Origin of the sequence: Knoellia pratensis (genome assembly GCF_042666395.1) — a bacterium.
Classification (GTDB): Bacteria; Actinomycetota; Actinomycetes; order Actinomycetales; family Dermatophilaceae; genus Knoellia; species Knoellia pratensis.
This window is the reverse complement of the sequence record NZ_JBHTDJ010000001.1, coordinates 547,346-573,446: the sequence shown is the minus strand read 5'-3', so window position 1 is coordinate 573,446 and position 26,101 is coordinate 547,346. Positions and strand designations below refer to the sequence as shown.

At 68.1% G+C, this 26,101-nt stretch carries 27 protein-coding genes; 13 read left to right on the top strand and 14 right to left on the bottom strand.

All coding sequences use genetic code 11. The annotated features are described in order from the left end of the window. Positions 1–41: 41 nt before the first annotated feature. The 3 genes from ACFQRE_RS02575 to ACFQRE_RS02565 all read left to right on the top strand — a co-directional run bounded on the left by ACFQRE_RS02575 (position 42) and on the right by ACFQRE_RS02565 (position 4,096). Positions 42–1,697, top strand: a complete 1,656-nt coding sequence (locus ACFQRE_RS02575) for a sugar ABC transporter substrate-binding protein (RefSeq protein ID WP_380118558.1) — start codon at positions 42–44, stop codon at positions 1,695–1,697. A 68-nt stretch (positions 1,698–1,765) separates the two neighbouring features. Continuing rightward, entirely contained in the window at positions 1,766–2,827 is a 1,062-nt protein-coding gene (locus ACFQRE_RS02570) for a LacI family DNA-binding transcriptional regulator (RefSeq protein WP_380118556.1), read from the top strand. A 75-nt stretch (positions 2,828–2,902) separates the two neighbouring features. Beyond that, positions 2,903–4,096: a Gfo/Idh/MocA family protein gene (locus ACFQRE_RS02565; RefSeq protein ID WP_380118553.1), complete on the top strand. Its 1,194-nt coding sequence runs from the start codon at positions 2,903–2,905 to the stop codon at positions 4,094–4,096. Positions 4,097–4,160: 64 nt separating this feature from the next. On the opposite strand, the gene ACFQRE_RS02560 is transcribed toward ACFQRE_RS02565, so the two are convergent. Further along, complete coding sequence (locus tag ACFQRE_RS02560) at positions 4,161–4,724, bottom strand: OmpA family protein (protein WP_380118550.1); 564 nt, start codon at positions 4,722–4,724, stop codon at positions 4,161–4,163. Continuing rightward, a complete protein-coding gene (locus ACFQRE_RS02555) occupies positions 4,721–5,299 on the bottom strand; it encodes a hypothetical protein (protein ID WP_380118547.1) in 579 nt (192 codons plus the stop codon). Before ACFQRE_RS02555 ends, ACFQRE_RS02560 begins: the two co-directional genes overlap by 4 nt. A gap of 226 nt (positions 5,300–5,525) precedes the next feature. On the opposite strand from ACFQRE_RS02555, the gene ACFQRE_RS02550 reads away from it, so the two are divergent. Continuing rightward, the gene (locus ACFQRE_RS02550; RefSeq protein WP_380118544.1) at positions 5,526–6,029 is read left to right on the top strand and encodes a DUF427 domain-containing protein; all 504 of its coding nucleotides are present in this window, start codon (positions 5,526–5,528) and stop codon (positions 6,027–6,029) included. Positions 6,030–6,049: 20 nt separating this feature from the next. On the opposite strand, the gene ACFQRE_RS02545 is transcribed toward ACFQRE_RS02550, so the two are convergent. The 8 genes from ACFQRE_RS02545 to ACFQRE_RS02510 are packed head-to-tail and all read right to left on the bottom strand — an operon-like array spanning position 6,050 to position 15,307. Further along, a complete protein-coding gene (locus ACFQRE_RS02545) occupies positions 6,050–7,552 on the bottom strand; it encodes a CoA-acylating methylmalonate-semialdehyde dehydrogenase (RefSeq protein WP_380118541.1) in 1,503 nt (500 codons plus the stop codon). Continuing rightward, positions 7,549–8,616, bottom strand: coding sequence for a Gfo/Idh/MocA family protein (locus tag ACFQRE_RS02540; RefSeq protein WP_380118538.1), 1,068 nt, complete (start codon positions 8,614–8,616; stop codon positions 7,549–7,551). Before ACFQRE_RS02540 ends, ACFQRE_RS02545 begins: the two co-directional genes overlap by 4 nt. Further along, a complete protein-coding gene (gene iolD, locus ACFQRE_RS02535; RefSeq protein WP_380118535.1) occupies positions 8,613–10,556 on the bottom strand; it encodes a 3D-(3,5/4)-trihydroxycyclohexane-1,2-dione acylhydrolase (decyclizing) in 1,944 nt (647 codons plus the stop codon). Before iolD ends, ACFQRE_RS02540 begins: the two co-directional genes overlap by 4 nt. Continuing rightward, positions 10,549–11,439 (bottom strand): 5-deoxy-glucuronate isomerase, encoded by an 891-nt coding sequence (gene iolB / locus ACFQRE_RS02530; protein WP_380118532.1) that lies wholly within the window; start codon positions 11,437–11,439, stop codon positions 10,549–10,551. The genes iolD and iolB overlap by 8 nt, the downstream gene beginning before the upstream one ends. Before the next feature lie 44 nt (positions 11,440–11,483). Continuing rightward, the gene (locus ACFQRE_RS02525; protein WP_380118530.1) at positions 11,484–12,362 is read right to left on the bottom strand and encodes a class I fructose-bisphosphate aldolase; all 879 of its coding nucleotides are present in this window, start codon (positions 12,360–12,362) and stop codon (positions 11,484–11,486) included. After that, positions 12,362–13,357, bottom strand: coding sequence for a 5-dehydro-2-deoxygluconokinase (gene iolC / locus ACFQRE_RS02520; protein WP_380118528.1), 996 nt, complete (start codon positions 13,355–13,357; stop codon positions 12,362–12,364). The genes ACFQRE_RS02525 and iolC overlap by 1 nt, the downstream gene beginning before the upstream one ends. Beyond that, positions 13,350–14,276 carry a TIM barrel protein gene (locus tag ACFQRE_RS02515; protein WP_380118525.1) on the bottom strand — a complete coding sequence of 309 codons (927 nt, stop codon included), beginning with the start codon at positions 14,274–14,276 and terminating at the stop codon, positions 13,350–13,352. Before ACFQRE_RS02515 ends, iolC begins: the two co-directional genes overlap by 8 nt. Continuing rightward, positions 14,273–15,307 carry a Gfo/Idh/MocA family protein gene (locus ACFQRE_RS02510; RefSeq protein WP_380118522.1) on the bottom strand — a complete coding sequence of 345 codons (1,035 nt, stop codon included), beginning with the start codon at positions 15,305–15,307 and terminating at the stop codon, positions 14,273–14,275. Before ACFQRE_RS02510 ends, ACFQRE_RS02515 begins: the two co-directional genes overlap by 4 nt. 89 nt (positions 15,308–15,396) lie before the next feature. Between ACFQRE_RS02510 and ACFQRE_RS02505 the strand changes: the two genes are divergently transcribed. Then, the gene (locus ACFQRE_RS02505; protein WP_380118520.1) at positions 15,397–16,137 is read left to right on the top strand and encodes a GntR family transcriptional regulator; all 741 of its coding nucleotides are present in this window, start codon (positions 15,397–15,399) and stop codon (positions 16,135–16,137) included. An 89-nt stretch (positions 16,138–16,226) separates the two neighbouring features. On the opposite strand, the gene ACFQRE_RS02500 is transcribed toward ACFQRE_RS02505, so the two are convergent. After that, complete coding sequence (locus ACFQRE_RS02500) at positions 16,227–17,078, bottom strand: helix-turn-helix transcriptional regulator (protein WP_380118517.1); 852 nt, start codon at positions 17,076–17,078, stop codon at positions 16,227–16,229. 100 nt (positions 17,079–17,178) lie between these two features. Here ACFQRE_RS02500 and ACFQRE_RS02495 point away from each other — a divergent pair, with 100 nt between their 5' ends. The 7 genes from ACFQRE_RS02495 (at position 17,179) to ACFQRE_RS02465 (ending at position 22,540) form a co-directional block, all read left to right on the top strand. Then, on the top strand, positions 17,179–18,612 hold the full coding sequence (locus ACFQRE_RS02495) for an MFS transporter (RefSeq protein WP_380118515.1): 1,434 nt from the start codon (positions 17,179–17,181) through the stop codon (positions 18,610–18,612). A gap of 189 nt (positions 18,613–18,801) precedes the next feature. Then, on the top strand, positions 18,802–19,323 hold the full coding sequence (locus tag ACFQRE_RS02490; RefSeq protein ID WP_380118513.1) for an OsmC family protein: 522 nt from the start codon (positions 18,802–18,804) through the stop codon (positions 19,321–19,323). 43 nt (positions 19,324–19,366) lie between these two features. Further along, positions 19,367–20,872 (top strand): lysine--tRNA ligase, encoded by a 1,506-nt coding sequence (lysS, locus tag ACFQRE_RS02485; RefSeq protein ID WP_380118511.1) that lies wholly within the window; start codon positions 19,367–19,369, stop codon positions 20,870–20,872. Then, positions 20,869–21,039, top strand: a complete 171-nt coding sequence (locus tag ACFQRE_RS02480) for a lysyl-tRNA synthetase (RefSeq protein ID WP_380118508.1) — start codon at positions 20,869–20,871, stop codon at positions 21,037–21,039. The genes lysS and ACFQRE_RS02480 overlap by 4 nt, the downstream gene beginning before the upstream one ends. 47 nt (positions 21,040–21,086) lie before the next feature. Then, a complete protein-coding gene (locus ACFQRE_RS02475) occupies positions 21,087–21,410 on the top strand; it encodes a histone-like nucleoid-structuring protein Lsr2 (protein ID WP_380118506.1) in 324 nt (107 codons plus the stop codon). Between the two features lie 164 nt (positions 21,411–21,574). Then, positions 21,575–22,069 carry a (2Fe-2S)-binding protein gene (locus ACFQRE_RS02470; protein WP_380118503.1) on the top strand — a complete coding sequence of 165 codons (495 nt, stop codon included), beginning with the start codon at positions 21,575–21,577 and terminating at the stop codon, positions 22,067–22,069. 48 nt (positions 22,070–22,117) lie between these two features. After that, entirely contained in the window at positions 22,118–22,540 is a 423-nt protein-coding gene (locus ACFQRE_RS02465; protein ID WP_380118501.1) for a hypothetical protein, read from the top strand. On the opposite strand, the gene ACFQRE_RS02460 is transcribed toward ACFQRE_RS02465, so the two are convergent. From ACFQRE_RS02460 to ligD (ACFQRE_RS02450), 3 genes are all read right to left on the bottom strand, one after another. Beyond that, the gene (locus ACFQRE_RS02460) at positions 22,522–22,779 is read right to left on the bottom strand and encodes a hypothetical protein (protein ID WP_380118499.1); all 258 of its coding nucleotides are present in this window, start codon (positions 22,777–22,779) and stop codon (positions 22,522–22,524) included. The two genes, ACFQRE_RS02465 and ACFQRE_RS02460, sit on opposite strands and share 19 nt — an antisense overlap. Before the next feature lie 74 nt (positions 22,780–22,853). Beyond that, positions 22,854–23,735: a non-homologous end-joining DNA ligase gene (ligD, locus tag ACFQRE_RS02455; protein WP_380118497.1), complete on the bottom strand. Its 882-nt coding sequence runs from the start codon at positions 23,733–23,735 to the stop codon at positions 22,854–22,856. Beyond that, the gene (ligD, locus tag ACFQRE_RS02450) at positions 23,728–24,669 is read right to left on the bottom strand and encodes a non-homologous end-joining DNA ligase (protein ID WP_380118495.1); all 942 of its coding nucleotides are present in this window, start codon (positions 24,667–24,669) and stop codon (positions 23,728–23,730) included. The genes ligD (ACFQRE_RS02455) and ligD (ACFQRE_RS02450) overlap by 8 nt, the downstream gene beginning before the upstream one ends. Positions 24,670–24,696: 27 nt before the next feature. Here ligD (ACFQRE_RS02450) and ACFQRE_RS02445 point away from each other — a divergent pair, with 27 nt between their 5' ends. After that, positions 24,697–25,926, top strand: coding sequence for a low temperature requirement protein A (locus tag ACFQRE_RS02445; RefSeq protein ID WP_380118493.1), 1,230 nt, complete (start codon positions 24,697–24,699; stop codon positions 25,924–25,926). Positions 25,927–26,101 lie beyond the last annotated feature (175 nt).

Here is a 26,101-nt window from a genome sequence, read left to right as displayed (position 1 = left end):
CCCATCCCGTTGAGTCACACCCACACGAGAGGTTCACATCAATGACGCCGTCATCCACTCCCTCACCCAGCCTCAACCGCCGCAACTTCCTCGGAGCCATGGGCCTGGTCACCGCTGGCGTGAGCCTCGCGTCCTGCAGCCGTGGCCCCAAGCCCGGCTCCGGTGGAGGCGCCGCCGACTCGGCGTCGCTCAAGCTCCCCACCTACAAGGAGTTCACCGGCGCGACCCCCGACTTCCCGGGCAACGCCCAGGGCCTTCAGGCCGGCTTCCGCAAGATGCCCAACCCCGTCGCCTCGACGAAGGGCGCTCCGCTCAAGGGTCGCGTCACGGCGCTGTCCCAGACCTTCGACACGGTGTCGCCCGGCATGAAGGACAACCCCTACTGGGGCCGCCTCAACACTGCCCTCGGTGGTGAGCTCGACATGCAGATCGTCATCGACGACTACCCGTCCAAATTCGCGACCGTCCTCGCGTCGAACGACCTGCCGGACCTCATGTGGGTGCCGCCGAATCAGGGCATCCCCAACGTCGGCGCGATGCTCGAGGCGAAGTTCCAGGACCTCACGAAGTACCTCAGCGGTGACGCCGTCCTCGAGTACCCCAACCTCGCGGCGCTGAAGTCCGAGTCGTGGAAGACCGCTGTTGTGGGCGGCAAGATCTGGGGCGCCCCGATCCCGTCGACGCCCTATGGCCAGGTCATGTTCGGTAACAAGGCCGTGTGGTCCGAGGTCGGCGGACTCCAGTGCACCTCGGGCGCCGAGTTCATGGACAAGGTCAAGGAGATCAACGACCCCAAGGGCAACCGCTACGCCCTCGAACCGGCCTACATCAACGTCGTCCACATGATCTCGCAGTGGCACGGCGTGCTCGGCAACTGGATGGCCACGGGCGACGGCAAGCTCGTCCACCGCTACGAGACCGAGCAGTTCAAGGCTTCGGTGGACTTCGCCGCCCAGCTCTTCAAGGCAGGTGCGTTCTATCCCGACGCCAACATCACTGACGCTGTGCCGCGCGTCGCCACCGGCAGTTTGGCCACCCTCGTCGAGGTCGGCCCGCACGCCGCCAGCAAGTTCTGGGACGCCAAGGCGGACGCTCAGACCGAACTCCTCATCCCCTTCGCCTTCGAGTCCGGGATGACGCCGATCCACAACATGGGCTACGGCACGGTGGGGTTCACCGCCTTCAAGACGACCAACGAGGCCAAGATCCGTGAACTTCTGGCGCTCATGAACTGGCTCTCGGCACCGTTCGGGACGACCGAGTACCTCCAGAAGAACTTCGGCGCGGTCGGTCAGGACTTTGCCCCCGACACGGACGGCAACCCCGTCCTCAACGCCGCTGGGCTCAAGAACATCCCGGGCGTCCGTGGTGCTCTCAACATCATGACCTCGCCGGAGAACGTCCTGTTCTTCCCGGGCCACGCCGACTCGATCGACTACGTCCACCAGCAGGAGGAGAAGCTGCTCGCGATGGGTTGGCGCAACGCGACGGCCGGGACGTACTCCGACGCCAACACCAAGCTCGGCCCGCCGGCCAGGACTGCGCTCGACGACAAGGTCATCGACATCGTCACCGGTCGGGCTCCGATCACCGAGCTCGACGCCGCCGTGGCCCGCTGGCGCAAGGACGCTGGCGACACCATCCGCAAGGAGTACGAAGCCGTCCTCCCGGACGACGTCAAGATCTTCACGATCTGACCCAACCCTTCGGTGGGGTATGCCGGGTCCTTCCGTTCCGGCACACCCCACCTCGGGCGCACGGCAGCATGACCGACAAGCCACACTGGGCACACAACGACGAGGAGGACGCAGTGGCACAGGGTTCCACGACACGACGGCCGACCATTCGCATGGTCGCCGAGCGTGCCGGTGTCTCCGTCGCCACCGTGTCCTACGTCCTCTCCGGCCGTCCGGGTGCCCAGGCCACGGGAGTCCGTGAGGACACCGCGGTCCGCGTCCGGTCGGCTGCCGAGGATCTGGGCTATGTCCCCAACTCCTCGGCCCGCGCGGTCCGGACCGGTCGCACCGGGACGATCCTGTTGTCGCTGACGATGCTGTCGGACCCGTGGAGCCTGTCGATCGTGCGAGCGGTCTCACGGTCTGCGGCCGCAGCGGGGCTCACTCCGCTCATCGCCGCCGACACCGACTGGCTGCCCCTGGTGAACTCGGTCCAGAGCGACGCGATCTTCATCGACTCCGCCACACCCAAGGATCAGGACCTGTTCTCCTCATTGGCTGCTCGCGGACACAACCTCGTCGTGTTGCACTCGGATCTCAAGCCTGATGGCTTCGACGTCGTTCGCAGTGAAGAGCCCGCCGGCTGTCGGCTGCTCGCTGATCGCCTGATCGACCAGTTCGAGACCGTCGGTCTTCTCACCCCGAAGGGCCTTGAACCGGCATCCGTCAGCCACCGGGCCATGGCCTATGTGGAGGCACTGGAAGCGCGCGGGATGGACGTGCGTCCGCAGTGGTGCCCGCCCGCCGGCGACGACGAGACCTCGGCCTTCCGCGCGGCCCTCACCGTGCTCCGCAGCCCTGATCGTCCACGTGCCCTCATGGCCACATCCGAATACATTGCTCAGGCTGCCCTGGGCGCCGCGGCGGTGCTCGGGTTGCGCCCCGGCACCGACATCGGGATTGCCGGTGTCGGCAATGCCTTCGATGACCGCAGTGGTGGAGTGGGCCTGACCAGTGTCGGGCCGGAAGGGTTCTTCGACGCCGTCGCCGACCTCCTCGTCGGCCGCGCCACCGGTGCGGACACCTCGCCGCGGCGTGCCCACGCCTTCGCGTGGCAGGTCTTCGACCGCGAGACGACGCTCGGAATCTGAGGCCGCCGCATGACTCCCAACGCCTCAGCACCCCCACGACCTGAATCGATTAACACGCTCACGAGAGGGCACACCATGCAGCAGCTCAACGTCGGAATCGTCGGCTTCGGACTCCGGGCGGGGCTCTACCGCCACGTCGAGAACAGCACCGGTGCCCGCATCAGCATCGTGTGCGACACCAGCGAGAAGGGCCGGGCCGACGCGGCCGAGCGCCTGCCCGACGCCGTCGTCACCAGCAGCCTCGCCGAACTCATCGCGAGCCGACCCGACGGGGTCCTCGTCCTCACCCCGGACAACCAGCACGCGAGCGTCGGTATCGAAACGCTGAAGGCCGGCATACCCACGTTTTGCGAGAAGCCGCTCGACGTCACGCTGGAGGCGACCGACGCACTGTTGACCACGGCATACGAGACCGGGACCCGGCTCTATGTCGGACACAACATGCGGCACATGCCCGTCATCCGCCAGATGCGTGAACTCATCGAGGCCGGCACCATCGGCGAGGTCAAGGCGGTGTGGTGCCGTCACTTCGTCGGGCACGGTGGCGACTACTACTTCAAGGACTGGCACGCCGAACGCGCCAACACGACAAGTCTGTTGCTGCAGAAGGGTGCTCACGACATCGACGTCATGCACTGGCTTGCCGGTGGCTACACGCGCACGGTGTCCGCCATCGGCGATCTCGCCGTCTATGGCCAGGTGACCGATCGGCGCGACAACTCCGATCAGCGCATGGGTGACTGGTATTCGCTCGACAACTGGCCGCCACTGGAGCAGCACGCACTCAACCCCATCATCGACGTCGAGGACATCTCGATGATGCAGATGCGCCTCGACAACGGCGTGCTCGCGTCCTACCAGCAGTGCCACTTCACGCCCGACTACTGGCGCAACTACACCGTCATCGGGACGGCCGGTCGGATCGAAAACCTCGGCGACGGACCCGGTGAGGAGATCCACGTGTGGACCCACCGCTCGGAGGGGCGCGCCGAGCCCGACCAGGTCATCACGATCCTTGACGGCGAGGGCGGTCACGGCGGCGCGGACCCCAAGCTCATCGCCGAGTTCCTGCGCTTCGCGATCGAGGGCGGCACCACGGACACGAGCCCCGTGGCCGCGCGCGAGGCCGTGGCGGCCGGTGTCATCGCCACGCAATCTCTGCGCACTGACGGCTCCGCACTGGCCGTGCCGGAGCTGCCGGCCGAGGTCGTCGCCCACTTCGACGCCGGTCAGCCGGCTCGAGAGGATGCGGCGGTCCACCGTGGCTGAGCCACATCGATCTGCTCACCCGCGAACTGGCAGGCGGGGATGTCGTCGTCGCCGGGTATGCCGTTCAGCTGGCGTAGCGGATCTCGACCCTGCGGTTCTTGGCACGGCCCTCCGGGTCGTCCTTCGCGGCAGAGCCGTTGGACGCCACGGGTTGGGACTTGCCGAAGCCTTTGACGGTGAGGATGAGGTCGGGACGCGCCGCCTTGATGGCCGCAGCCACCGTGGTGGCCCGTTCCCGGGACAGCGCGAGGTTGCGGGCGTCCGTGCCGAGCGAGTCGGTGTGCCCTCCGACGGAGACCTTGGCCTTCTGGGGGAGGCCTGTGACGAGCTCACCGATCTTGCCGACGGCAGCCGGTTTGATGGTCGCCTTGTCAAAGGTGAAGAGGATGTCCGAGTTGAGCGTGACGACCTTCTCGGGACCGTCGGTGCTCTCAGTCCTGACGTCGGTGGGTTGCGGGACTCGGATGTCCTTCACGGTGACCCGAAGGTCCTTGACGCTGGCGGCGAGCTTGGAGTCGGAGACCTCGGGCAAGTTGTTGATGTCGAGATCCGCGGCCTGCACCGGACCGGAGAACGTCACCGCGGCGACGAGGCCGACGACGGTTGCGACCACTGCCCTGGCCGTCACGGAAGTTTGACGCCTTCCATGCGCACGCCGTCGTGGCTCACACCCACGTCGATGGTGTCCGTGTTCTGCGGGACGGCGAAGCCAGCCATGACGTAGTTGGGCTCATTCATCACCAGGTCCCCCAGGAAGCCGGTGGTGAGCTCGGCGACAGCCTCGTAGAGCTTGAGGTTGACCGGGTCGATGAGGTTCGGACGCCAGGTCAGGGCGCGCTGCAGTGACGTCTCCTCCTTGGTGCCGTGCGGCGTGACGCGATAGACCGCCAGAAGGACCTTGCCGCGCTCTTCGAACTTCACGAGCTCGACCAAGGTGTCGGTCACTTCACCCTTCGGAGCCCCGGGAACGGTGATCGACGCGATCGCCTTGGGCGGGTTCTTGAGGTCGATCCCGGTTGCCTTCGCCCCGTTGGCCCGAGCGTCCGCCCCGGGGTCCTTGGTGACCCCGCCGCTGGCGCCCTGGTCGGAGCTGGAGGTTTCGGGCTTGGCGTTGCCGTCGCCGTCGCTGCCAGAGCAGCCGGTGAGTGCGAGAGCGCCGATGATGGCACCGATGGTGAGCACGCGGCATGCACGTGGTGTCACGAAGTCCCCCTGGTAATGCGAATGAGTGCCCCAAGGCTAACGAATCAGCACGGCCGGACTCCGCCGGATGGAGGTGATTGGCGAGTTCTCGCCAAGACATCAACTCTTGGCTGTCGCCGACCGGAGACGGTTGATCGGGTCGCTGCCACCTATCCTGAGATGGCCCGAGAAGCACTGGCGCCCGGCGACCGGAGGGCACGATGATGGCGGCGTTCGAGGACCCTTCATGAGTTCGTCGTGGCCCGAGCCGGACGTTGCAGCACCCGGCCAGGAGTCGGTGTGGAGCTACCCCCGACCACCGCGGGTCGAACCCACCGGCGAGCTGGTGCAGATCCGGCTGGGTGGTGTGATGGTCGCCAGCTCCACCGCGACCCTCCGCGTCCTGGAGACCAGTCACCCGCCGACCTACTATGTGCCGCTCGGCGACTTTGCCGATGGCGCGCTGAGGCGAGCGCCCGGCTCGAGCTGGTGCGAGTTCAAGGGCGCCGCAGCCTATTTCGACGTCGTCGGTGGTGCGATCACGGCACCGAGCGCCGCCTGGACCTACCCGGACCCGTCCCCCGGGTTCGAGGCCATCATTGACCACGTGGCCGTCATGCCCGCGGCGATGGACGAGTGCCGCGTCGACGACGAGGTGGTCCGCCCCCAGGAGGGCGGGTTCTATGGCGGATGGATCACGAGCCGAGTGGTCGGGCCGTTCAAGGGCGGGCCGGGCTCGCGCTTCTGGTGAACCCGGGCGTGGGGCGAACCTCAGGTGTTCTGGGGGAAGCCCAGGTTGAGGCCACCGTGCGACGGGTCCAGCCATCGCGACGTCACCACCTTGCCGCGGGTGAAGAAGTTGACGCCCTCCATCCCGTGGGCGTGACTGTCGCCGAAGAGCGAGTTCTTCCAGCCACCGAAGGAGTAGTAGGCCATCGGCACCGGGATGGGGACGTTGATGCCGACCATGCCGACCTCGACCTCGTTCTGGAAGCGTCGCGCGGCCCCACCGTCGTTGGTGAAGATCGCCGTGCCGTTGCCGTAGGGGTTGGCGTTGATGAGCTCGAGCCCCTCGTCGTAGGACTGGACCCGCAGGACGGAGAGCACGGGACCGAAGATCTCGTCCGTGTAGATCGTCATGTCACGAGAGACCTTGTCGAAGAGGGTGGGCGCCAGGAAGAAGCCCTCCCCGTCGGCATCGATGTCGAGGTCGCGACCGTCCACCACGAGGTCGGCCCCCGACTCGACCCCGGCGTCGAGGTAGGACGCCACCTTGTCGCGGTGCTGCTTGGTGACCAGCGGTCCCATGTCGGCGCCACGGGTGCCGTCGCCGGTGACGAGCTTGCCGACGCGGTCCTTGATCTTCTCGATGAGCTCATCGGCGATCGGCTCCACGGCCACCAGCGCCGAGATCGCCATGCACCGCTCACCGGCTGACCCGAAGCCGGCGTTGACGGCCGCGTCGGCAGCCAGGTCGAGGTCGGCGTCAGGCAGGACGAGCATGTGGTTCTTTGCCCCGCCGAGCGCCTGGACACGTTTGCCGTGGGCGGTGCCGGTCTCGTAGACGTAGCGCGCGATGGGCGTCGAGCCCACAAAGGACACCGCGCGCACGTCGGGGTGGGTGAGCAGCGCGTCGACGGCTTCCTTGTCGCCGTGGACGACGTTCATCACCCCGTCCGGCAGTCCGGCCTCGCGCCAGAGCTCGGCGACGGCGACCACCGCCGACGGGTCCTTCTCACTGGGCTTGAGGACGACGGCGTTCCCGCAGGCGATTGCCACCGGCACGAACCACAGCGGCACCATCGCGGGGAAGTTGAAGGGCGAGATGACCGCAACGACGCCCAGCGACTGCCGGATCGAGTAGACGTCGACCTTGGTCGAGGCGTTCTCGGTGTAGCCACCCTTGAGCAGATGCGGTATGCCGCAGGCGAACTCAGCGACCTCGAGACCGCGAGTCACTTCGCCCAGGGCATCCGAGAGGACCTTGCCGTGCTCTGCCGTGATGAGGGCGGCGATGTCCTCCTTCTTCTCATTGAGGAGTTCGCGGAAGCGGAAGAGCACCTGGGTCCGCTTGGCCAGCGAGGAGCTGCCCCACTCCGTGGCCCACGCCTCCTTGGCCCTCGCGACGACCTCACCGACGAGCTCGGACGACGCCAGATCGAGGGCACCGGTCTCCTCCCCCGTGGCGGGGTTGTAGACGGCGCTGGTGCGCTCCGCGGTGCCGTCCCAGGACTGGCCGGCGATGAGGTGGGTGATGCGGGTGGGTGCGCTCATGACTGTTCCTTCGTGGGGGTTCTGGAGGCAGAGTTTGTGGGTCGATGTCTGTCGACGAGATCGACGGTGACGCGCTCACCGGACGCGAGCGAAGCCATGCCGGCGCTCGAAACTGCCGTCGCGGCATACCCGTCCCAGACGGAGGGGCCGACGGACTCGCCCCGCAGGGCCGAGTCGACCCACGCCTGGACTTCGAGGTCGTATGCCGTGGCGAACCTCGTGCGGTAGTCCGCCGGTATGGAGCCACCCCAGCGGCCGAGGCCGTCGACCGCGAGGGAGGTGGAGTAGAGACCTGACGATGCGCGCCCGATGACGACGGAGCCGCGTTCTGCGACGGCCTCGCACCGGACTTCGTAGCCGATCTGGCTGTTGACGAACACCTCGTTCGTGACGAGGCCACCGCCGGCCATGGTGAAAATCGCGACCTGTGGGTCGATCACGCCGGCCGACGCGTGGGAGGTCGGCGCGGGCGACAGCACCTGGATCGCCACAACCTCCTCACCGAAGAGGAAGCGGGCGACGTCGACCTCGTGGACGAGGCTGTCACGCACGATCATCTCGGAGCGGAAGTCGGCGTTGGGGACCGAGGCATTGCGGTGGACGTTGTGGAGCAGGAGGGTTCGGCCAAGAGTCCCGCCGGAGAGCACCGACTTGAGCTGGGTGTACTCCGGGTCGAATCGGCGCATGAACCCGACCTGGATGAGTCGCCGCCCAAGGTCCCGTTCGGCCTGGACCAGCCGCAGGGAGGAGTCCGAGTCCATCGTCAGCGGCTTCTCGCAGAGCACCGGCTTGCCGACCGCGAGGCAGGCGAGCACCTGCTCCTCGTGGACGAACCCTGGCGAAGCCAGGATCACGGCCTCGACGTCCTCGGATGCGATGAGTTCGAGCGCATCCGCGCCTGCCCGCACCCCGTCGAAGCGCCCCGCGAGCTCTTTGGCGCGCACCTCATCGGGATCGGCAACGGCGACGAGGCGGGCGTGAGCGGTCCGCCGGACGACCCTCTCGGCATGGTCGGCGCCCATGATCCCGACGCCGACGACGCCAACGCGCAGCACGTCGCTCATGACTTCTCCCCGGGGCCGACGAGCGGGCGCTGGTCCTGCTTGTGCTCGACATAGGCGTCGAAGGCGCCCTGGGTCGAGTCGAGCTCGCTGACCTGCGCGACCGGCACGTCCCACCAGCTCTCACTGTCGGGCGAGAAGACCCGTGGGTCGGTCTCGACGTGGATGACCACCGGTCCACCATCACTGCGCCAGGCCTTGGCCGCGACGATCGCGGTGGTGAGCTCCTCGCGTGAGTGCACCTCGATGACGTGGGCCCCCAGGCTGCGGGCGTTGGCGGCGAGGTCGACTGGCAGGACGTCGCCGTCGAGCCGGTGCGATGCGTCACCACGACGCCGGTAGGCCGTCCCGAAGCGTTGCGAGCCCAGCCCCTCGGAGAGCGATCCGATGGAGTGGAACCCGTGGTTCTGCACGAGGACGACGATGACCTTGACCCGCTCCTGCACGGCGGTGACGAGCTCGGTCGGCATCATCAGGTAGCCACCATCACCGACCATCGCGAAGACGTCGCGGGTCGGGTCGGCGAGCCGGATCCCGATCGATGCGGGCACCTCGTAGCCCATGCACGAGTAGCCGTATTCGACGTGATAGCCCTTGCGGTCACGCACCCGCCACAGCTTGTGCAAGTCACCGGGCATCGAGCCGGCGGCGCACAGCACGACGTCCCGCGGGTCGCTCAGCTCATTGACCGCACCGATGACAAAAGCCTGGGTCAGAAGTCCGTCGGCAAGCTTGTCGGTCACGGACAGAGGCGGAGCGTATGCCGCATCGACCGCCTTGTCCCATCGGCGCCACAGGGTGCCCTGCCGCTTGCGATAGGCGGCCGACACGGACCAGCCATCGATGGCAACAGTGAGCGCGGCGAGCGCCTCTCGAGCGTCACCCACGACGGAGAGCCCAGCCTGCTTGCCCGCGTCGAACGACGCGATGTTGATGTTGACGAAGCGAACACCGTTGCGGGCGAAGGCCGTTCGCGAAGCCGTGGTGAAGTCGCCCCAGCGCGTCCCAATGCCGATGACGACGTCGGCCTCGGCGGCGAGCGCGTTGGCTGCGGTCGTTCCGGTCGATCCGATTGCACCCACCAGGTGCGGGTGGCCGTGGAGCAACGACCCCTTGCCCGCTTGGGTTTCGGCCACGGGCACCCCGGTTGCCGACGCGAAGGCTGCCAATGCGTCTTCGGCGCCCGAGTAGTGCACGCCGCCGCCAGCGATGATGAGTGGCTTCTTGGCGCAGCGAATGAGGTCGGCAGCAGCTGCGATCCGCGACGCCTCGGGCACGGGACGGGCCACGTGCCACACCCGCTCGTCGAAGAGCTCGACCGGCCAGTCGAACGCCTCGGCCTGCACGTCCTGAGGCAAGGAGATCGTGACCGCACCCGTCTCCACGGGGTCGGTGAGGACGCGCATCGCCGACAGCAGGGCGGACGGCAGCTGTTCGGGCCGCATGACCTCGTCGAAGAAGCGGGACAGCGGACGGAAGGCGTCATTGACAGTCAGGTCACCGGCATACGACGTCTCGAGCTCCTGGAGAACCGGGGACGAGACGCGCGTCGCGAACGTGCCAGAGGGCAGTAGCAGCACCGGAATCCGGTTGATCGTCGCGAGCGCGGCGCCGGTGAGCATGTTCGTCGAGCCGGGTCCGACCGAGGCCGTGCAGACCCAGGTCTGGAGCCGGTCCTTGTGCTTCGCGTAGCCGACGGCGGTGTGGACCATCGCCTGCTCGTTGCGTGCAAGGACATAGGGGAGGTCGGCGACGGCATCGCGCTCAGCGGCGCGCAGCTCCTCCTGCAGCAGGGCCTGACCTATGCCCGCGACGTTGCCGTGGCCGAAGATGCCGAGGCAGCCAGCGAAGAGCCGCTGGCGCTCACCGTCACGCTCGGACCACTGCTGGCCGAGGAAGCGGATCGTCGCCTGCGCCACTGTGAGCCGCACTGTCTCACTCATGGCTCGCACCTCCATCGCTGCTGAAAGGAAGTCTCGGGTCCACGACCGCGTCCGTCCAGCCCTCGCGGACCCAGGCGTGCGCGGGATCGTCGTTGATGAGCCAGGCACGCTCGGTGCCCGGCCCGGCCATGACGTTGAGGTAGTAGAGGTCGGCGTCTGGTGCGGCCATCGCAGGCCCGTGCCAGCCGTGGGGTACCAGGACGACATCACCCGTGCGGACCTCGGCGAGCACGTCGATCGGCCGGTCACCCGTGCCGTAGACCCGCTGATAGCCAACCGGATCCGTCCCTCGCGGGTCCGTGGAGCGCGTCTCGAAGTAGTAGATCTCCTCGAGCTCGGACTCGACGCCCGGGTGGTCCTCGTCGTGCTTGTGCGGAGGCCACGAGCTCCAGTTGCCGGCCGGCGTGATGACTTCGCAGACGAGGATCGCGTCCGCGTCGAGGACCGGCGGCAGCCCGAAGGCGCGCACCTCACGACTCGCGTTCCCGGCGCCACGCAGTTCCGGCTTGGCTTCCTGCGCCGAGATCCGACACGGTTCGCGATCGGTGGTCGCGCGCGCACCGCACAGCGCCACCCGTGCCATGCCAGTTCCGCTGTTGCGCACCGTGATCCGACGCTGACGCGGGAGGTATGCCGTGTCGCTCGGTCCGTCGAACACGCTCGCCCGTCCGTCGAGGGAGATCGATTCCGCACCGTCGATGTCGATCGTCACCGAGCCGGCCAGCGGCACGACGACCATCTCCTCCTCGGCGGTGTCGTGCTCGACGTAGCCGCCATCACCCAGCCAGGCAACTCTGAGCGTCGTGTGCTGCCATCCCTCTGGAGGGTTGGTCGCGGTCGGCGTGACCGCGACCCGGAACTCGCCGTCATCGAGCGTGCCCATGGGTCGAAACCATCGCGCGTTGTCTGCGCCGTACCCAGAGGGGCTCACGAGGCGCTCCCATGGACGAGCCCCGAGGCGATGTCGACGGCAGCTGCCACGTCACCGTCGGGCGGGTAGAGCAGGGCCCGCCCCACGACGAGACCGGCCACGGCCGGAAGGGTGAGCGCGTCGGCCCAGGCGGCATACGTGTCCTGTGGGTCTCCTTGCGGGTCTCCCCCGAGCAGGAGGGTTGGCAACGTCGTCGCCTCCATGACGCGAGGGAGGTCGTCGACAACGGGGAGCTTGAGCCAGGTGTGCGCGCTGCTCGCACCGAGCCCGCTCGCGATGCCGATCGACGCGATCGTCGAGTCCGGGTCGAGGAGGTTGCGGACGCGGCCGTCCTCGACGACCGAGAGGAAGGGTTCGACCATCGCCATGAGCCCGTGCTGGGCGAGCCCGGTGACGGCGTGGGCGCTGGCCTCGAGGGTCGACACCGTGCCGGGGTCGCCGAGACAGATGCGGGTGAGCATCTTGCCGCCGTCGAGTCCCCGCGCCGCGATCTCGTCAGCGGTGTAGGCCGTGAAGCGGTCGTCGAGCTCAAAGATTGCGCCCTGGAGGCCGCCGCGGTTCATCGACCCGATGGCGACCTTGTCGTCGAGCGCGCCCAGCAGGACGAGGTCGTCGAGGACGTCGGGGGTGGCGAGCACTCCGTCCACACCCGGCCGAGCCAGGGCCGTGACGAGCCGGTCGAGCAGGTCGCGCCGGCTGGCCATGGCCGTCGCATCGCCGCGGACTCCGAGGGCGCCACGCGCGGGGTGATCGGCCGCGATGAGGAGCATTCGGCCGTCGTCACCCACGAGGGGACGACGACGGCGCGCGACCCACGTGGTGGCAATGCGGCCGGGATCGGTGACCCTGGTCCTGGTGAGTTCGCCGAGTTCCATCACAGCCTCCCTGCCGCAGCCAGCGCCGATTCGACCTCGGCGGTCGTCGGCATCGCGGTCGAACATTCGAGTCGCCCGGCGACGATGGCCCCGGCGACGTTGGCGAACTCGATGGTGCGACGCAGGTCCCAACCCGCGAGCAACCCGTGGACAAGAGCACCACCGAACGCGTCTCCGGCGCCGAGCCCGTTGACGACCTCCATCGGGAACGGCGCCACCTCGACTCGCTCGTCACGCGTCGCAGCCAGCACCCCCCGCGGTCCCTGCTTGACGACCGCGAGTTCCAGTCCGCGATCCAGCAGGGCATCGGCAGCTCTCTGCGGGTCGGTCTCGCCGACGGCGACCTCACACTCCTCGCGGTTGCCTACGGCGATCGTCACGTGGTCGAGCGCCCGCCCGACCTGCTCGCTCGCCTCGTCAGCAGAGGACCAGAACATCGGCCGGTAGTCGAGGTCGAGAATCGTGTGCTCCGCTTTGGCCCGACCCTCCCACAGCGTGAAATGCGTTGCGCGAGAGGGCTCCTGGGACAGTCCGGTCACGGTTGCCCAGAAGATGCGCGCATCCTGGACATCGGCGAGGATCTCGTCGGTCGGCTCCACCATGAGGTCGGGCGCAATGGGGTAGCGATAGAACGTCAACGGGAAGTCGTCCGGGGGATGCACCTCGCAGAGCGTCACCGGGGTGGGCGGCACGCGCCCCGACTCACCCTCGAGCGCGCTGATGTGGACCGGGTCGATCCCGAGGCGCTCGGCCTCTCGCTGCACGTAGCGTCCGAACGCGTCCGGGCCGACCTTCGTCACCAGGCTGACCCGGTGACCGTACTGCGCCGCAGCGACGGCGACGTTGGTGGCGCTGCCACCGAGGAACTTCTGGAACGTGCTCACGTCTTCGAGGCCCACGCCGTGCTGCAGGGGATAGATGTCGACGCCCGTGCGCCCGATGGCGACGAGGTCGAATCCCGGCCCACGCAGAGCGTGGGACCCGCGCTCACCCATGAGTGTCCCCGCGCCTCTCGACTCGCTCCGCGATGGCGGTGATGTGGGCGATCGAGGCCCGCACGTCGGCGGTCGGGTCGACCCCCGTCTGTGAAGGTGACCCCGTCAGGATGGTGTCCTGCTCGAGGACGTACCACCCGGCATACCCGGCGTCTTCGAGCGAGCCGACGATCGCGGCGATGTCGACGTCGCCGGCGCCGAGGGGGACGTACATCCCGTCCGCGACGGCGCCGGTGTAGCTCTGGCGACCCTCCTGGACGCCCTTGGCGAGGTCGAGCCGCACGTCCTTGAGGTGCACGTGGGCGATGCGGTCCGGGCGAAGGCGAGCCAGTTCGACCGGGTCGCCGCCGCCGATGAGCAGGTGCCCGGTGTCCAGACAGAGTCCGATGCGCGATCCGCCGAGGACCCGCTCGGCCTCCACCCCGGACTCCACGAGGGTGCCGACATGAGGGTGGAGGGTGGCAATCAGTCCGTGACCCTCGGCGGCGTCGGTGATGCGGTCGAGGTTGGCGAGAAGGCTGGCCCATTGCGCATCGCTGAGCTCGGGGCGCGCGTCGTACCCCTCGACGCCCGTGGCAGCGGCGATGACGACGGTGGAGGCACCGGCCGCGACGAGCCCTTCCATCGCGATCTCGACCTCGGGCAGCGGGTCGTGTTCGGCGTCATGGAGCACCGCGGGGACGAACTGGCCGACCGCGCGCAGGCCGGCGTCGGACAGGGTCGCCGCCTTGTCTGCGGGTGCGTCGGGCAGGAAGCCGTCGGGCCCGAACTCGGTGGCGACGATGCCGACCTCCCGCATCTGGCGCAGCACGGTGTCGACGTCGAGCTGGTGGCCCCAGCCGGGGACCTCACACACCCCCCACGAGATGGGGGCGCCGGCGATGCGCTCGGTCAGGGGCGGGCGGACGGGCGTCGTCATGCGGTGGCCTTCGTGGTGGTGAGTGGGGGTGCGTCGGGGATCTCGAACATCGACACGAGTCGGCGCTGGGCGCGGGACAGCTCGCACGCCTCCGCGACCCGGAACGCCTGGAGGGCGTCGCGAATGGTGCACGGGCTGGCGATGCGGCCAGCGGCCACGTCACAGAAGGCAGTGAGCTCGGCGCGGTACGCCGCGAGGAAACGCTGCATGAACGACTGGTGCGCGGGTCCGGCCGGGAACGCGACACCCTCCTCGGCCGAACGCAGAGCGAGCGAGTCGTCGAGGCCGACCGCGATGCTGCCGTCCGAACCCATGACCTCCATGCGCACGTCGTGCCCGCCACCGGAGTAGCGCGTGGACGTCGCCGTGACGAGCGTGCCGTCGTCGAGGGTGAGGATCGCGGCGCCGGTGTCGACGTCGCCGGCCGCCGCGAAGAAGTCGGCCCCCTTGTTCTCACCCGTGGCGTAGACCGTGTCGACCTCTGCGCCCGTGACGAAGCGGACGATGTCGAAGTCGTGGACCGAGCAGTCGCGGAAGATGCCGCCACTCGTCGGGATGTAGGCCGCGTGCGGCGGTTCCTGGTCGTGGGTGAGGGCACGGATGGCGTGGATCGTGCCGAGTTCACCGGCGTCGACCGCGGCCCTGGCCCGTCGGTAGCCCAGGTCGAAACGGCGCTGGAAGCCGATGTGCACGGGCGTGTCGCCGCTTTCGGCGAGCTCTGTCAGCGAGATCGTCTCGTCGAGCGTTGCGGCGACGGGCTTTTCGCAGAACGTGGGTATGCCGGCCCCGAGCGCTTGGCGGAGCAGCGCGGCGTGCGCTGTGGTTGCGGTGGTGATGACGAATGCGTCGACGCCTGAGGTCAGGAGCGCCTCGATGTCGGGTGCCGCCGTCAGTCCCTGTTCAGCAGCAACCCTCGCGGCGAGACCTGCATCGAGGTCGGCGACAACGACTTCGTCGACGGCGTCCAACCCCGCGAGAGTGCTCGCGTGGAAGGCGCCGATGCGGCCCACGCCGGCCAGTCCGATCCTCATGCCGAGAACTGTTCCGCCCCGAGGTCACTCGTGTCAACCTTTGTTAGGACATATGGTCATTTGCGCCCGGTTTCGCTACTGTGCCCGACATGACCGCACAGCTCGTGGACGTGAGCATCGACCGGACCTCACCGGTCCCGCTCTATCACCAGCTCTCCGAGCAGTTGTGCGCTGCGGTGAACGACGGGCGCCTCCAACCGGGGGACCCGTTCGAGAACGAAGTGGCTCTCGCACAACGTCTTTCGCTCTCGCGGCCCACCGTGAGACGGGCCATCCAGGAGATGGTCGACCAGGGTCTGCTCGTGCGGCGACGCGGCCTCGGCACGACCGTCGCCAACCGCAAGGTGCATCGACGCGTGGCACTGAGCAGCCTCTTCGATGACCTCCAACGCGAGGGTCGGGTACCGCGCACGATCCTGCTCGAGCACGAGACAGTGACCGACCAGAGCGCTGCGAGCGCGCTTGATCTTCCCGTTGAGACACCCCTGCTCGCCATTGTCCGCCTTCGACTGGCGGGAGACGCTCCGCTCGCGGTGATGCGCAACTGGCTACCCCCGGCATACGGAGACGTCTCGCGCGACGAACTCGAGGCGACCGGCCTGTACGCCGCGTTGCGGGCCCGAGGTGTTCATGCGGTCGTGGCCCACCAGTCGATCGCCGCCCGGATGCCCACGCCAGCAGAGCGCAAGCACCTCAGGATCCGCGGTGCACAACCCGTGCTCACGATGACCCGCATGGCCTTCGACGGTGCCGGCACGGCCGTGGAGTACGGCGACCACAGCTATCGCGCCGAGGACTACACGATCGACCTCATGGTCGACGAACGCTGAACGACCAACTTCGTGCCCCGTACGGACACGAAGCGGAGGCCTTCGGCCGACGGATCGTGTCCGTACGGGGCACGAAGTTGGAGGGGCGGTCAGGAGGCGACGTCAGCAGCGAGCGCCACGAGCAGCGGGAGGCGAGCGGCCGTCGCCTCGTCGTGCGGGGTGTAGATCGTCGTCCATCCCCCACCCTGCCCCTCGCGGTGGCTGAGCCGGTGCGGGTTGAACCGCAGCGGGCCGATCGGCGAGTTGAATTTCTTGAACGGCCACTCGATCTCGCGGACGTCATGCTGCTCCCACAGACGGGAGAACTCTTCGGACTCGCAGCGCAACCGGCCGACCAGCTCGGCACCGAGAGGGTCGTCGAGGTGGTGGGCCAGACCCGCCCGGAACTTGGCGATGAGATGAGCGCCCACGGCCGGCGGATCGTCGCTGAAGTGGTGCCAGGTCTCGCGGGTGAAGAACAACCACAGCAGGTTGCGCTCCTCCGGCGGGACAGCGTCGAGGTCGTCGATGAGGAACCGGTATGCCGTGTTGTAGCCGAGGATGTCGTAGCGCCAGGTCATCGTCACGGCAGGGAACGGGTCCAGCTGGTGGAGGACCACGTCGAACCCCTCGGCGAGGCCCATGCACTGCGACTGATCATCCGAAGTGTCCACGGCACTCGCCAGAGTGAACGCGTGGGAACGCTCTCGTGCATCCAGGTGCAGCGCCCGGCAGATCGCATCGAGGACGGGTGCCGAGACATTGATGTCCCGAGCCTGCTCGAGCCACGTGTACCAGGTGACTCCCACCCCAGCGACCTGCGCGACCTCCTCGCGCCGCAGCCCAGGAGTGCGACGCCTGCCACCGCCGGGCAGGCCCACGTCCGCGGGGGTCAGGCGCTCCCGGCGAGCGCGCAGGAAGGCACCGAGTTCGCGTCGCCGGTCCAGTGATGTGGGGGCCATGAGCCCAGCGTAGGACGATCGGAGGCAGGGAGACAGGGTGTGTCAGTACCGGGACAAGGCCGCTCTGGATACCCGGATGACGAGGCGTGAGAGTGGTCGCATGACCACGATCCGCGTGACTCCAGAACGTCTGGGTACCACTGCACCTCCCACCACTCTCGGGACGGCCGGGCTCGTCGCCGTGCTCATGGCCTACGGGCTCCCGGTGTTCAACTTCTTCGTCGTCACGGTCGCGCTCGGCTCCCTGCGAGCGGACCTGGGCGCCGGCCCGGCCGTGCTACAGCTCGTCGTCGCGGCCTTCGGCGTCGCCTATGCGAGCACGGTCGTCCTGGGCGGACGGCTCGGCGACAACCACGGGCGCCGTCGGGTGCTCAGGGTGGGACTCGTCGCGATGGCGGTCGCCACGGTGGTCTGCGCGCTGGCGCCCAACCCAACGATCCTCATCGTGGGGCGCGTGCTCCAGGGCTTCGGGGCTGCCCTCGTCGCACCTCAGGGGCTGTCGATCATCCAGGCGAGCACTCGCGGCGAGGGTCGGGCGAAGGCACTGGCCTGGTTCGGTGCCATGGCGGGCCTCGCCACCTGCCTCGCCTTCGTTGCCGGTGGACTCCTCGTCGCGTCGGACCTCGGCGGCCTCGGGTGGCGACTCGTGTTCTGGTTCGAGGTCCTCGTTGCGGCCCTCGCCCTGCTGGCGAGCAGAGCGATCCCCGAGTCCGGCGCCGACGGGCGGCTCGGTCTCGACGGCACCGGGGTGGCCCTGCTCGGTGTGACGGTCACCCTCGTCGTCCTTCCCCTCACCGAGGGACGCACGGCCGGCTGGCCCCTCTGGACCTGGCTGATGCTCGCAGCCAGCGTCCCCACCGCACTGGCTTTTGCGCAACGGGAGAAGCAGGTCGAGCGTCGCGGTGGGCACGCCGTCGTCCCACCCAGCATCGTGGCCCGCACCACCATGCGCCTCGGACTGGGGATCACCGCCCTGTTCTTCACCGGGTTCGGCGGCTTCATGTTCGTCTTTGCCGTCGCCGCCCAAGCCGCAGCCGACATGGGACCCCTCGGCATCGGGGTCGCGCTCCTACCGTTCGCGATCGCCTTCCTCGTGTCCTCCCTCGTCGGCGCCCGGACCATGACGGATGCCCCGGCGGGCCTCATGCGACGTGGAGCGATCATGGCCACCGTCGGCTTCACCCTCACCGCCGGCGTGATGGCCCTGACGTGGCCAGACTTCAGTGCGGTCGGGTTGGCTGTGCCATTGGCCGTCGTCGGACTCGGCCAGGGCTGGCTCGTCGTGCCGCTCTTCAGCACGGTCCTCGCCGGGGTCCCGTCGCATCAGGCCGGCATGGGCGGGGGCCTCATGATCACCACGATGCAGATGGCCCTTGGCCTCGGTTCAGCCGTTGTCGGGACGCTCTTCCTCGAGATCGGGGGGCCCGACGGTGGGGTGTTGCCCATGCTCGTGGTGCTCGGCGTGGTCGCGGCGCTCTGCGCCACAGTCGCCGCCCTGGCCCACCGACTGCACCGCCTCCCCTTGCCCGCCTGAACGGCTCGGGCGGCCGAAGCACGCGGGCGGATTGCCAAATAGCGTGCATGGAACACCGGGTCGCGCGCACGCCCAGCAAACTACCCCCGACTTCGTGCCCCATACGGACACCGCAGACGGAGGCCTTCGGCCGATGGATCGTGTCCGTATGGGGCACGAAGTCGACGTTGGGAGGAGGACACTCAGCTCATGCACGCACCCATCGACGCCGCTGCCCTGCGCGCCCTGCAAGCACCACTCAAGGAGCTCTACCGCGAGGATCCCGACGAGGCCGCCGTCCCCCTCTCCGCCCGGGCCGACTGGCGCGATCCCGGTGTCACTGCCAGCGTCGACGCCTGGTCCGGCCGAGTTCGCGCCGGACTCCACCGCGCGACCGGCGGTGACGGTTCCGATGCCTGCTCGGGCGACATGCTGCTCGAAGCAGTCCTCGCCTGCGCAGGGGTGACGATGCGTTCCGTGGCCACCTCGATGGGCCTGACGATCCACCACGCCGAACTGGATGCCGAGGCCGAGTTCGATGCCCGGGGAACGCTCGGCATCGACCGCGAGGTGCCCGTCGGGGTCACCGGCATCACCATCAACGCCACCCTCGACACCGACGCCACGGATGAGGAGCTCACCCGACTCGCGAGGTCCACCGAGCGCTACTGCGTCGTCGGGCAGAGCCTCGCCGTCCCACCCACCGTGACGGCTCGACGATCTGCCCGCTGACGCACGTCCGGAGCACTCAGGCGACCCTCGTACCCTTGACCGTGTGAGCGAGACCCCCACCGGCACCAGCGCGCCCGACGTCGACCTGTCCGAGCAGCAGCGCATCCGCCGCGAGAAGCGCGAGCGTCTGCTGGAAGCCGGCACACCGGCATACCCCGTGTCGGTCGACCGGACCCACAGCCTGGCCGAGGTACGTTCGCAATGGGGCCACCTCGAAACCGGGCAGGAGACCGACGACGTCGTCTCGGTCGCCGGCCGCGTCGTCTTCATCCGCAACACCGGCAAGCTCGCGTTCGCCACCCTCCAGGAGGGCGAGGGCATCCGCCTCCAGATCATGCTCAGCCTCGCGGAGGTGGGCGAGGACGCCCTCGCTGCCTGGAAGTCCGATGTCGACCTCGGCGACCACGTGTCCGTCACCGGTCGCGTCATCAGCAGCCGCCGCGGCGAGCTCTCCGTCATGGCGACGACCTGGACCATGGCGTCCAAGGCCCTGCGCCCGATGCCCGTGCTGCACAAGGAACTCTCCGAGGAGAGCCGCGTGCGCCAGCGCTACGCCGACCTCATCGTGCGCCAGGAGGCGCGCGACATGGTCCGCACCAAGGCCCGGATCTACAGCGCCATGCGCCACGAGCTGGAGCGCCAGGGCTACCTGGAGGTCGAGACCCCGATCCTCCAGCTCATCCACGGTGGCGCTGCGGCACGACCGTTCAGGACGCACCTCAACGCGTTCGACCAGGAGATGACGCTCCGCATTGCCCTCGAGCTCAACCTCAAGAAGGCCGTCGTCGGTGGCGTGGACCGCGTCTACGAAATGGGGCGCATCTTCCGCAACGAGGGTGTCGACGCGACCCACTCGCCCGAGTTCACGATGCTCGAGGCCTACCAGGCGTGGGGCGACCAGACGACGATCGCCCAGCTCCTCAAGGACGTCTACCTCGCGGCTGCCGACGCCATCGGCGCGCGTCAGATCGAGACCGACAAGGGCACGATCGACCTGGACGGTGCATGGCGCTGGCTGCCGGTCTACGACGCCGTGAGCGAGGCCGTCGGCGAGACGGTCACCATCGACACCGACCTCGACACTCTGCGAGCGCACGCCGCCAAGCACGACGTCACGATCGACCGGGCCTGGGACAAGGACAAGGTCTTCCTCGAGCTGCTCGGCGAGCTCGTCGAGCCGGGCCTGCTCCAGCCGACCTTCCTGTGTGACTACCCCGCCATAGCCCAGCCGCTGGCCCGTCCGCACCGCAGTGAGCCCGGGCTCATCGAGGCGTGGGACCTCATCATCGGCGGGGTCGAGCGCGGAACCGGATTCTCCGAACTCATCGACCCGGTGGTCCAGCGCAAGGTCCTGGAGGACCAGTCCCTCAGGGCCGCCGGCGGTGACCCCGAGGCGATGCAGCTCGACGAGGACTTCCTGCGCGCTCTCGAATATGGTGCACCGCCCATGGGTGGCATCGGCTTCGGCGTCGACCGACTCGTGATGCTCTTCACGGACGTCAACATTCGCGAGACCATTCTCTTTCCCCACCTCAAGCCGGAGGCATGATCATGTGGGACGCAATCTGGCCATATCTTGCGGCCATCCTGCCTACGATCATCGTGGCCATTTTGTTCTATTTCCTGATGAAGAGCATCCTCGAGGGCGACCGTCGCGAACGCCTCGCACAGAGCCAGTGGGAAAAAGAAGAACACAAGGCTGCTGAGGACAATTAGCACTGTTATCCTTCCCACGTCATATTCGACATGTGAAGGGAATCCAGATGGCACAGCGTGTGCAGGTGTTGCTCGTCGACGACCTCGACAACAGCGACGCTGACGAGACCGTGACGTTCGCGCTCGACGGCGTCACGTACGAGATCGACCTCAATGACGCCAACGCCAGCAAGCTGCGTGACGCGTTTGCCCCGTGGGTCGGCCACGCACGTCGCTCGGGAGGCCGCAAGGCCACGGGCCGCAGCGCGGGTGCACGTCGCAAGGACGTCTCCGCCGTGCGCGAGTGGGCTCGCAAGAATGGCCACGACGTGAGCGAACGTGGCCGCATTCCGGCGACGATCCAAGAGGCCTACGACAAGGCCAACAGCTGAGCTCGAGAGATCTCACCGAGGCGACGGCCCCCGATCCGGGTGCCGTCGCCTCACTCATGTCACGACACCACGGATATCTCGCCTTTGTCGGCGGAGAACACCTCAGTAGGCCCCTGACCAGCGCTTTTGCATTCGCGGGCGAGTGGCGCGCAAAACTCACGCAGTTGAACACCCGCCTGTATGCCGATCCCTCACCTCCCCAGGTCGCTTCGGCTTTTGTCCTTCAACACCTCCTGAGCATTCCTGCGCAGGTGTCCGCATTCGCAGCAGTGACCGGCCCATGGCTCGTGGATCTCGGCACACTCGATGACTCGGGCATCTCGTGCGACCTCGCGCCGGGGCTTTATCCGCAGCGCCTCGGCTTCTTGCGGGTGAACCGGGCAACCGCGGATCTGGAGGAACGCATCGGCGCCGCGCGGGCGGCATACCGCGATGTCGGTCTGGAGATCGCCGACCGCTACGACGGCGGCGTGAAGGTGTCGAGTCGTCAGCGACTGGGGATGGTCGAGGACCTGTGGGAGATGGCGGTGCGGGAGGCGCGCGGCGCCGTGGGTCAGGGCTTGGGCGCGGCGGTCGAGCGGCAGTCGTGCTGCTTCATCTACGCCCTGCCCGGCTGCCACGAGTGCGCCGGCTGCCCACGGCTCTCGCCGCAGGGCTGAGTAGTTCCACTCATGGCCGTCCAGCCCCGAAAGCGGGACCGTGGAGTCATGTCAGTCATCGTGAGAGCGCTCGGGATCGGGCTCGCGGCCACGGCCGCCTATCTGTTGCTGACCATCGGTGGGACGCAGGGCGACGCCAACATCGGCGCCGGCCTCGCTGTCTTTGCCGTGCTCGCCCTCGGTGGTTTCACGTGGGCCCTGTTCGACGGGATGGACCGGCGTGGTTCGCGCGCTGTCCGCGTCGGGCTCGGCGAAGTCCTGGTGCGCTGGGTGATCGTCTCTGTTCTGGCGGTCGCGATCGTCGTGGCGGCTCTGGTGGCGCGCTACGGGGCTGAGCGTCTCGACCTCGATGCGTCGTCGGCGGTCCTCCTCTGGCTCCTCGTTCTCGGACCGGCCATGGTCGGAGCCCTCATCGGCTACTCCGCCCGCAGCGCCGCAGTGCCCGGGTCCGATCAGGCGCGTTCGAGCTGACCGCCCCGGATCCGATAGGTCACGACCTCACCGGTCGGCGAGGTCGTGGTGATGGCGGCCGGGTTGGCGAGCGGCGTCCCTGCCGGTGCGGGGATGCGGTGTCCCGTGGCGACGCCGGCGGCCTGCGCGACGGCCGGGGTCATGGCTCCGGTGCCGATGACCGCCACGGCGGCGGCCGAGGTGAGGGCTCCGACGATGCGGAGGGCGCGGGCGGGGATGCGGGGCTGGTTCGTCTCCATGACCTGAACCCTGCTGGCCGCTCCCATGCACTGGCTGTGAGGCGCGTGTGCGAGCACGATGAACCGATCGGACGCTAGAGGAGGTCCTCGATGAGGTCGCCGTGGGTCTCCAGGCGCTCGAGCATGTCGTCGAACATGACCTGCTCGAACCGCTTGCCGGCGGCGCCCTGCTCGACCTCGTCCCAGGTTCTCGGGGCCGCGACGCAGGGCAGTTCCTTCCCGCGAAGTGAGTAGGGGCTGATCGTCGTCTTGGCCGCGACGTTCTGGCTCCAGTCGAGGAAGATCTTGCCGGGCCGCAGGGACTTGGTCATCTTCCACAGCACGAGTTCGGGATGCTTCTTCGTCATCTCCTGCGCGAGCTGCTGGGCGAGGTCGCGCACTTGATCGCTCGTGAGGTCTCCGCCGAGTGAGGCATAGAGCTGCATCCCCTTGCTGCCGGACGTCACCGGATAGAGCTCGAGCCCGAGCGCCTCCAGTCGCTCCCGGAGCAGCAGCGCGACCTGGGCGCACTCCTTGAGACCTGCCGGGCTGCCGGGGTCGAGGTCGATGACGAGCCGGTTGGGGTTCTCGCGTTCGCCCTCGTCGGTGACGGTCCACTGCGGGACGTGGACCTCGAGTGAGTTGAGGTTGATCAGGTAGGTGAGCTGAGCCAGGTCCTCGACCAACGGATAGGTGACGTCGTCGACCTTGACGCGTGGCAGCCAGTTCGGCGCACCGCTCGGCAGGTTCTTCTCGAAGAAGCTCTGGTCCGAGACGCCGTGTGGCCAGCGCACCCTCGTTACCGGACGAGCAGCAATGTGCTGCAACAGGATTGGCCCAACCGTGGCGAAGTAGTTGAGCACCTCGCCCTTGGTCGTCTCGGTTGCCGGGAACATGATCTTGCCCAGGCTCGACAGCTTGAGCGTGCGGCCCTCGACCTCGACCCGCGTGATCTCGGGGACGTATTTCTCAGGCATCGCTCACCTCATGCAGATCGGCAGGAGTGAGGTCAGTGCGAACACCAAGGTATGCCGGTTGCCGCAGTTTGCCGGTCGACCCGCGTCCCAGCGACTGCACCTCCACGACGACCGTCGGCTCGACCCACGTGGCACCGACCGCGTCCTCTCGCGGCACGTCATTGGAGAACGGAGATGCGTTGCGCTGCAACGGATCCAGCAGTCTTCCGACCCGGGCACCCGCCGTGCCGGCAAGTCCGGCACCGACCCGGCCGGCATACTCCCAACCGCCTTTGCCGTCGGGCGTCCCGACGAGGACGGCACCCAACCGGTTCGTCGTGCCCACCTCGGGACGCCAACCCCCGATGACGACCGAGAGGGTGGCGCGGTGCGGGGACTTGCGCCAGTCCGGGGACCGGCGGCCAGCGGCATACAAGGAGCTTCGTCGTTTGCTCACGACGCCCTCAAGCCCCTGGTCGCGAGTGGCCTCGAACAGCTCTTCGCCATCGTCATAGGTGGGCGGCACCTGCCAGGCGGAGCTGCTCAGCTCGAGGCGTTCCAACAGTTCGCGACGGGCCGACCACGGTTGCTTCGACAGGTCAGAACCGAAGAGCCGCAACAGGTCGAACGCCATGAACGTCACCGGCCGCGTCGCCGCGAGCTGGGCTGCCTTGCGCGCCGAGGTGACGTGCATGCGTTCCGCGAGCGCCGAGAACGACGGCAGCCCGCCGTCGAGCGCCACGACCTCGCCATCCAGGAGGAGGTCGTCATAGGTGTCGGCGAGGCCCACCAGCTCGGGGAAGCTCACCGAGACGTCGCGGCCGGTGCGGCTCGACAGCACGAGTCGACCGTCGCGCACGTCGGCGAGGACGCGCATGCCGTCCCACTTCACCTCGTGCACCCATTCGGGGCCGCGCGGGATGCCATCGGCGACGGCGGCGAGCATGGGCTGCATGCGCCCATCCTGACCTACTCTGTGGACGTGACGACGCCCTTGACTCGCACTCACGGACTCATCCCGATGACCGGCCGCGACCGAAACGAGTCGCATCGGGCCGCCACACCGCTCGAGCTGCTCTATGACCTCACGTTCGTCGTGGCGTTCTCGATCGCGGGCAGCCAGTTGGCCCATGCCCTGACCGAGGGGCACGCCGTCACGGGGGTCATCGCGTTCACCTTCGCGATGGCAGCCATGGTGTGGGCGTGGATCAACTTCTCGTGGTTCGCGTCTGCCTATGACACCGATGACTGGGCGATGCGGCTCGCGACATTGGTGCAGATGATCGGTGTCCTCGTCTTCGGGCTGGGGCTCCCCCAGATGTTCGAGGCCGCTCACCATGGACACCTGGACAACCAGATCATGGTCGTCGGCTACGTCATCCTGCGCGTCTCGCAGGTGTCCCTGTGGCTGCGCGCCGCCCACGAGGATCCTGCACATTCGAGCACCCTGCGCCGGTATGCCCTCTGCATCACGAGCGCTCAGGTGCTCTGGGTCGTCGTGGCCTTCGGCCACCTGCCGACCGCGGTGGCGGTGCCGCTCGGAGTGGTCGTCTTCGCGTTCGAGTTCTGGTCGGTGTATGCCGCGGAGCGCCGCAACGGGACACCTTGGCACCCGCACCACATCGCCGAGCGCTACAGCCTGCTCGCGATCATCAGCCTCGGCGAGGTCATCCTCGGCACGACGACAGCCATCGAGGCCGTCGTCGCGGCGCAGGGCTGGACGGTCGAGGCGGCGCTCATCGGCATCGCGGGGGTGTCGCTGGCGGTGGGCATGTGGTGGACCTACTTCAGCAACCCGTTCGCCGAGATCATCGAGCGCAAGCCGGAGAAGTCGTTCGGCTGGGGCTACAGCCACGTCCTCCTCTATGCCGCGATCGCCGCCGTCGGGGCTGGCCTGCACGTCGCCGCCTACTTCATCGAGGGCAAGGCCAAGGTCAGCGAGACCGGGGTGATGTTGATGATCGCCGTGCCCCTGGGGGTTTTCCTCGTGCTGGTCTATGCCCTGTTCCACTACCTTTTGCCCGGTCGCGATGCGTTCCACTGGTTCCTTCTTGCGGCCACCCTCGTCGTCCTCGTGGTGAGCGTCCTCCTGCCCGAGGTCGGTGCGAGTCTCGGTGTGTCCCTCGTCGTGCTCATGTTCGTGCCGTGGATCACCGTCGTCGGCTACGAGACCGTTGGTGCCCGCAAGATCGAGGAGCACCTCGCCGCCTGACCTGCAGGTATGCCGTAAATGCGTGGGGCGCAGGCGTGAAGATCCTCGGCGACGAGAAACGCCGATTCTTCCGCGGAGGGCCACCCGCCGCTCTTGGCAACTCTCGCCCTTACGTTCCGCAGATGTTTGCGTCTACTTTGATTTTCCGGCTCATCCGCGGGGGGGACAAGACCTC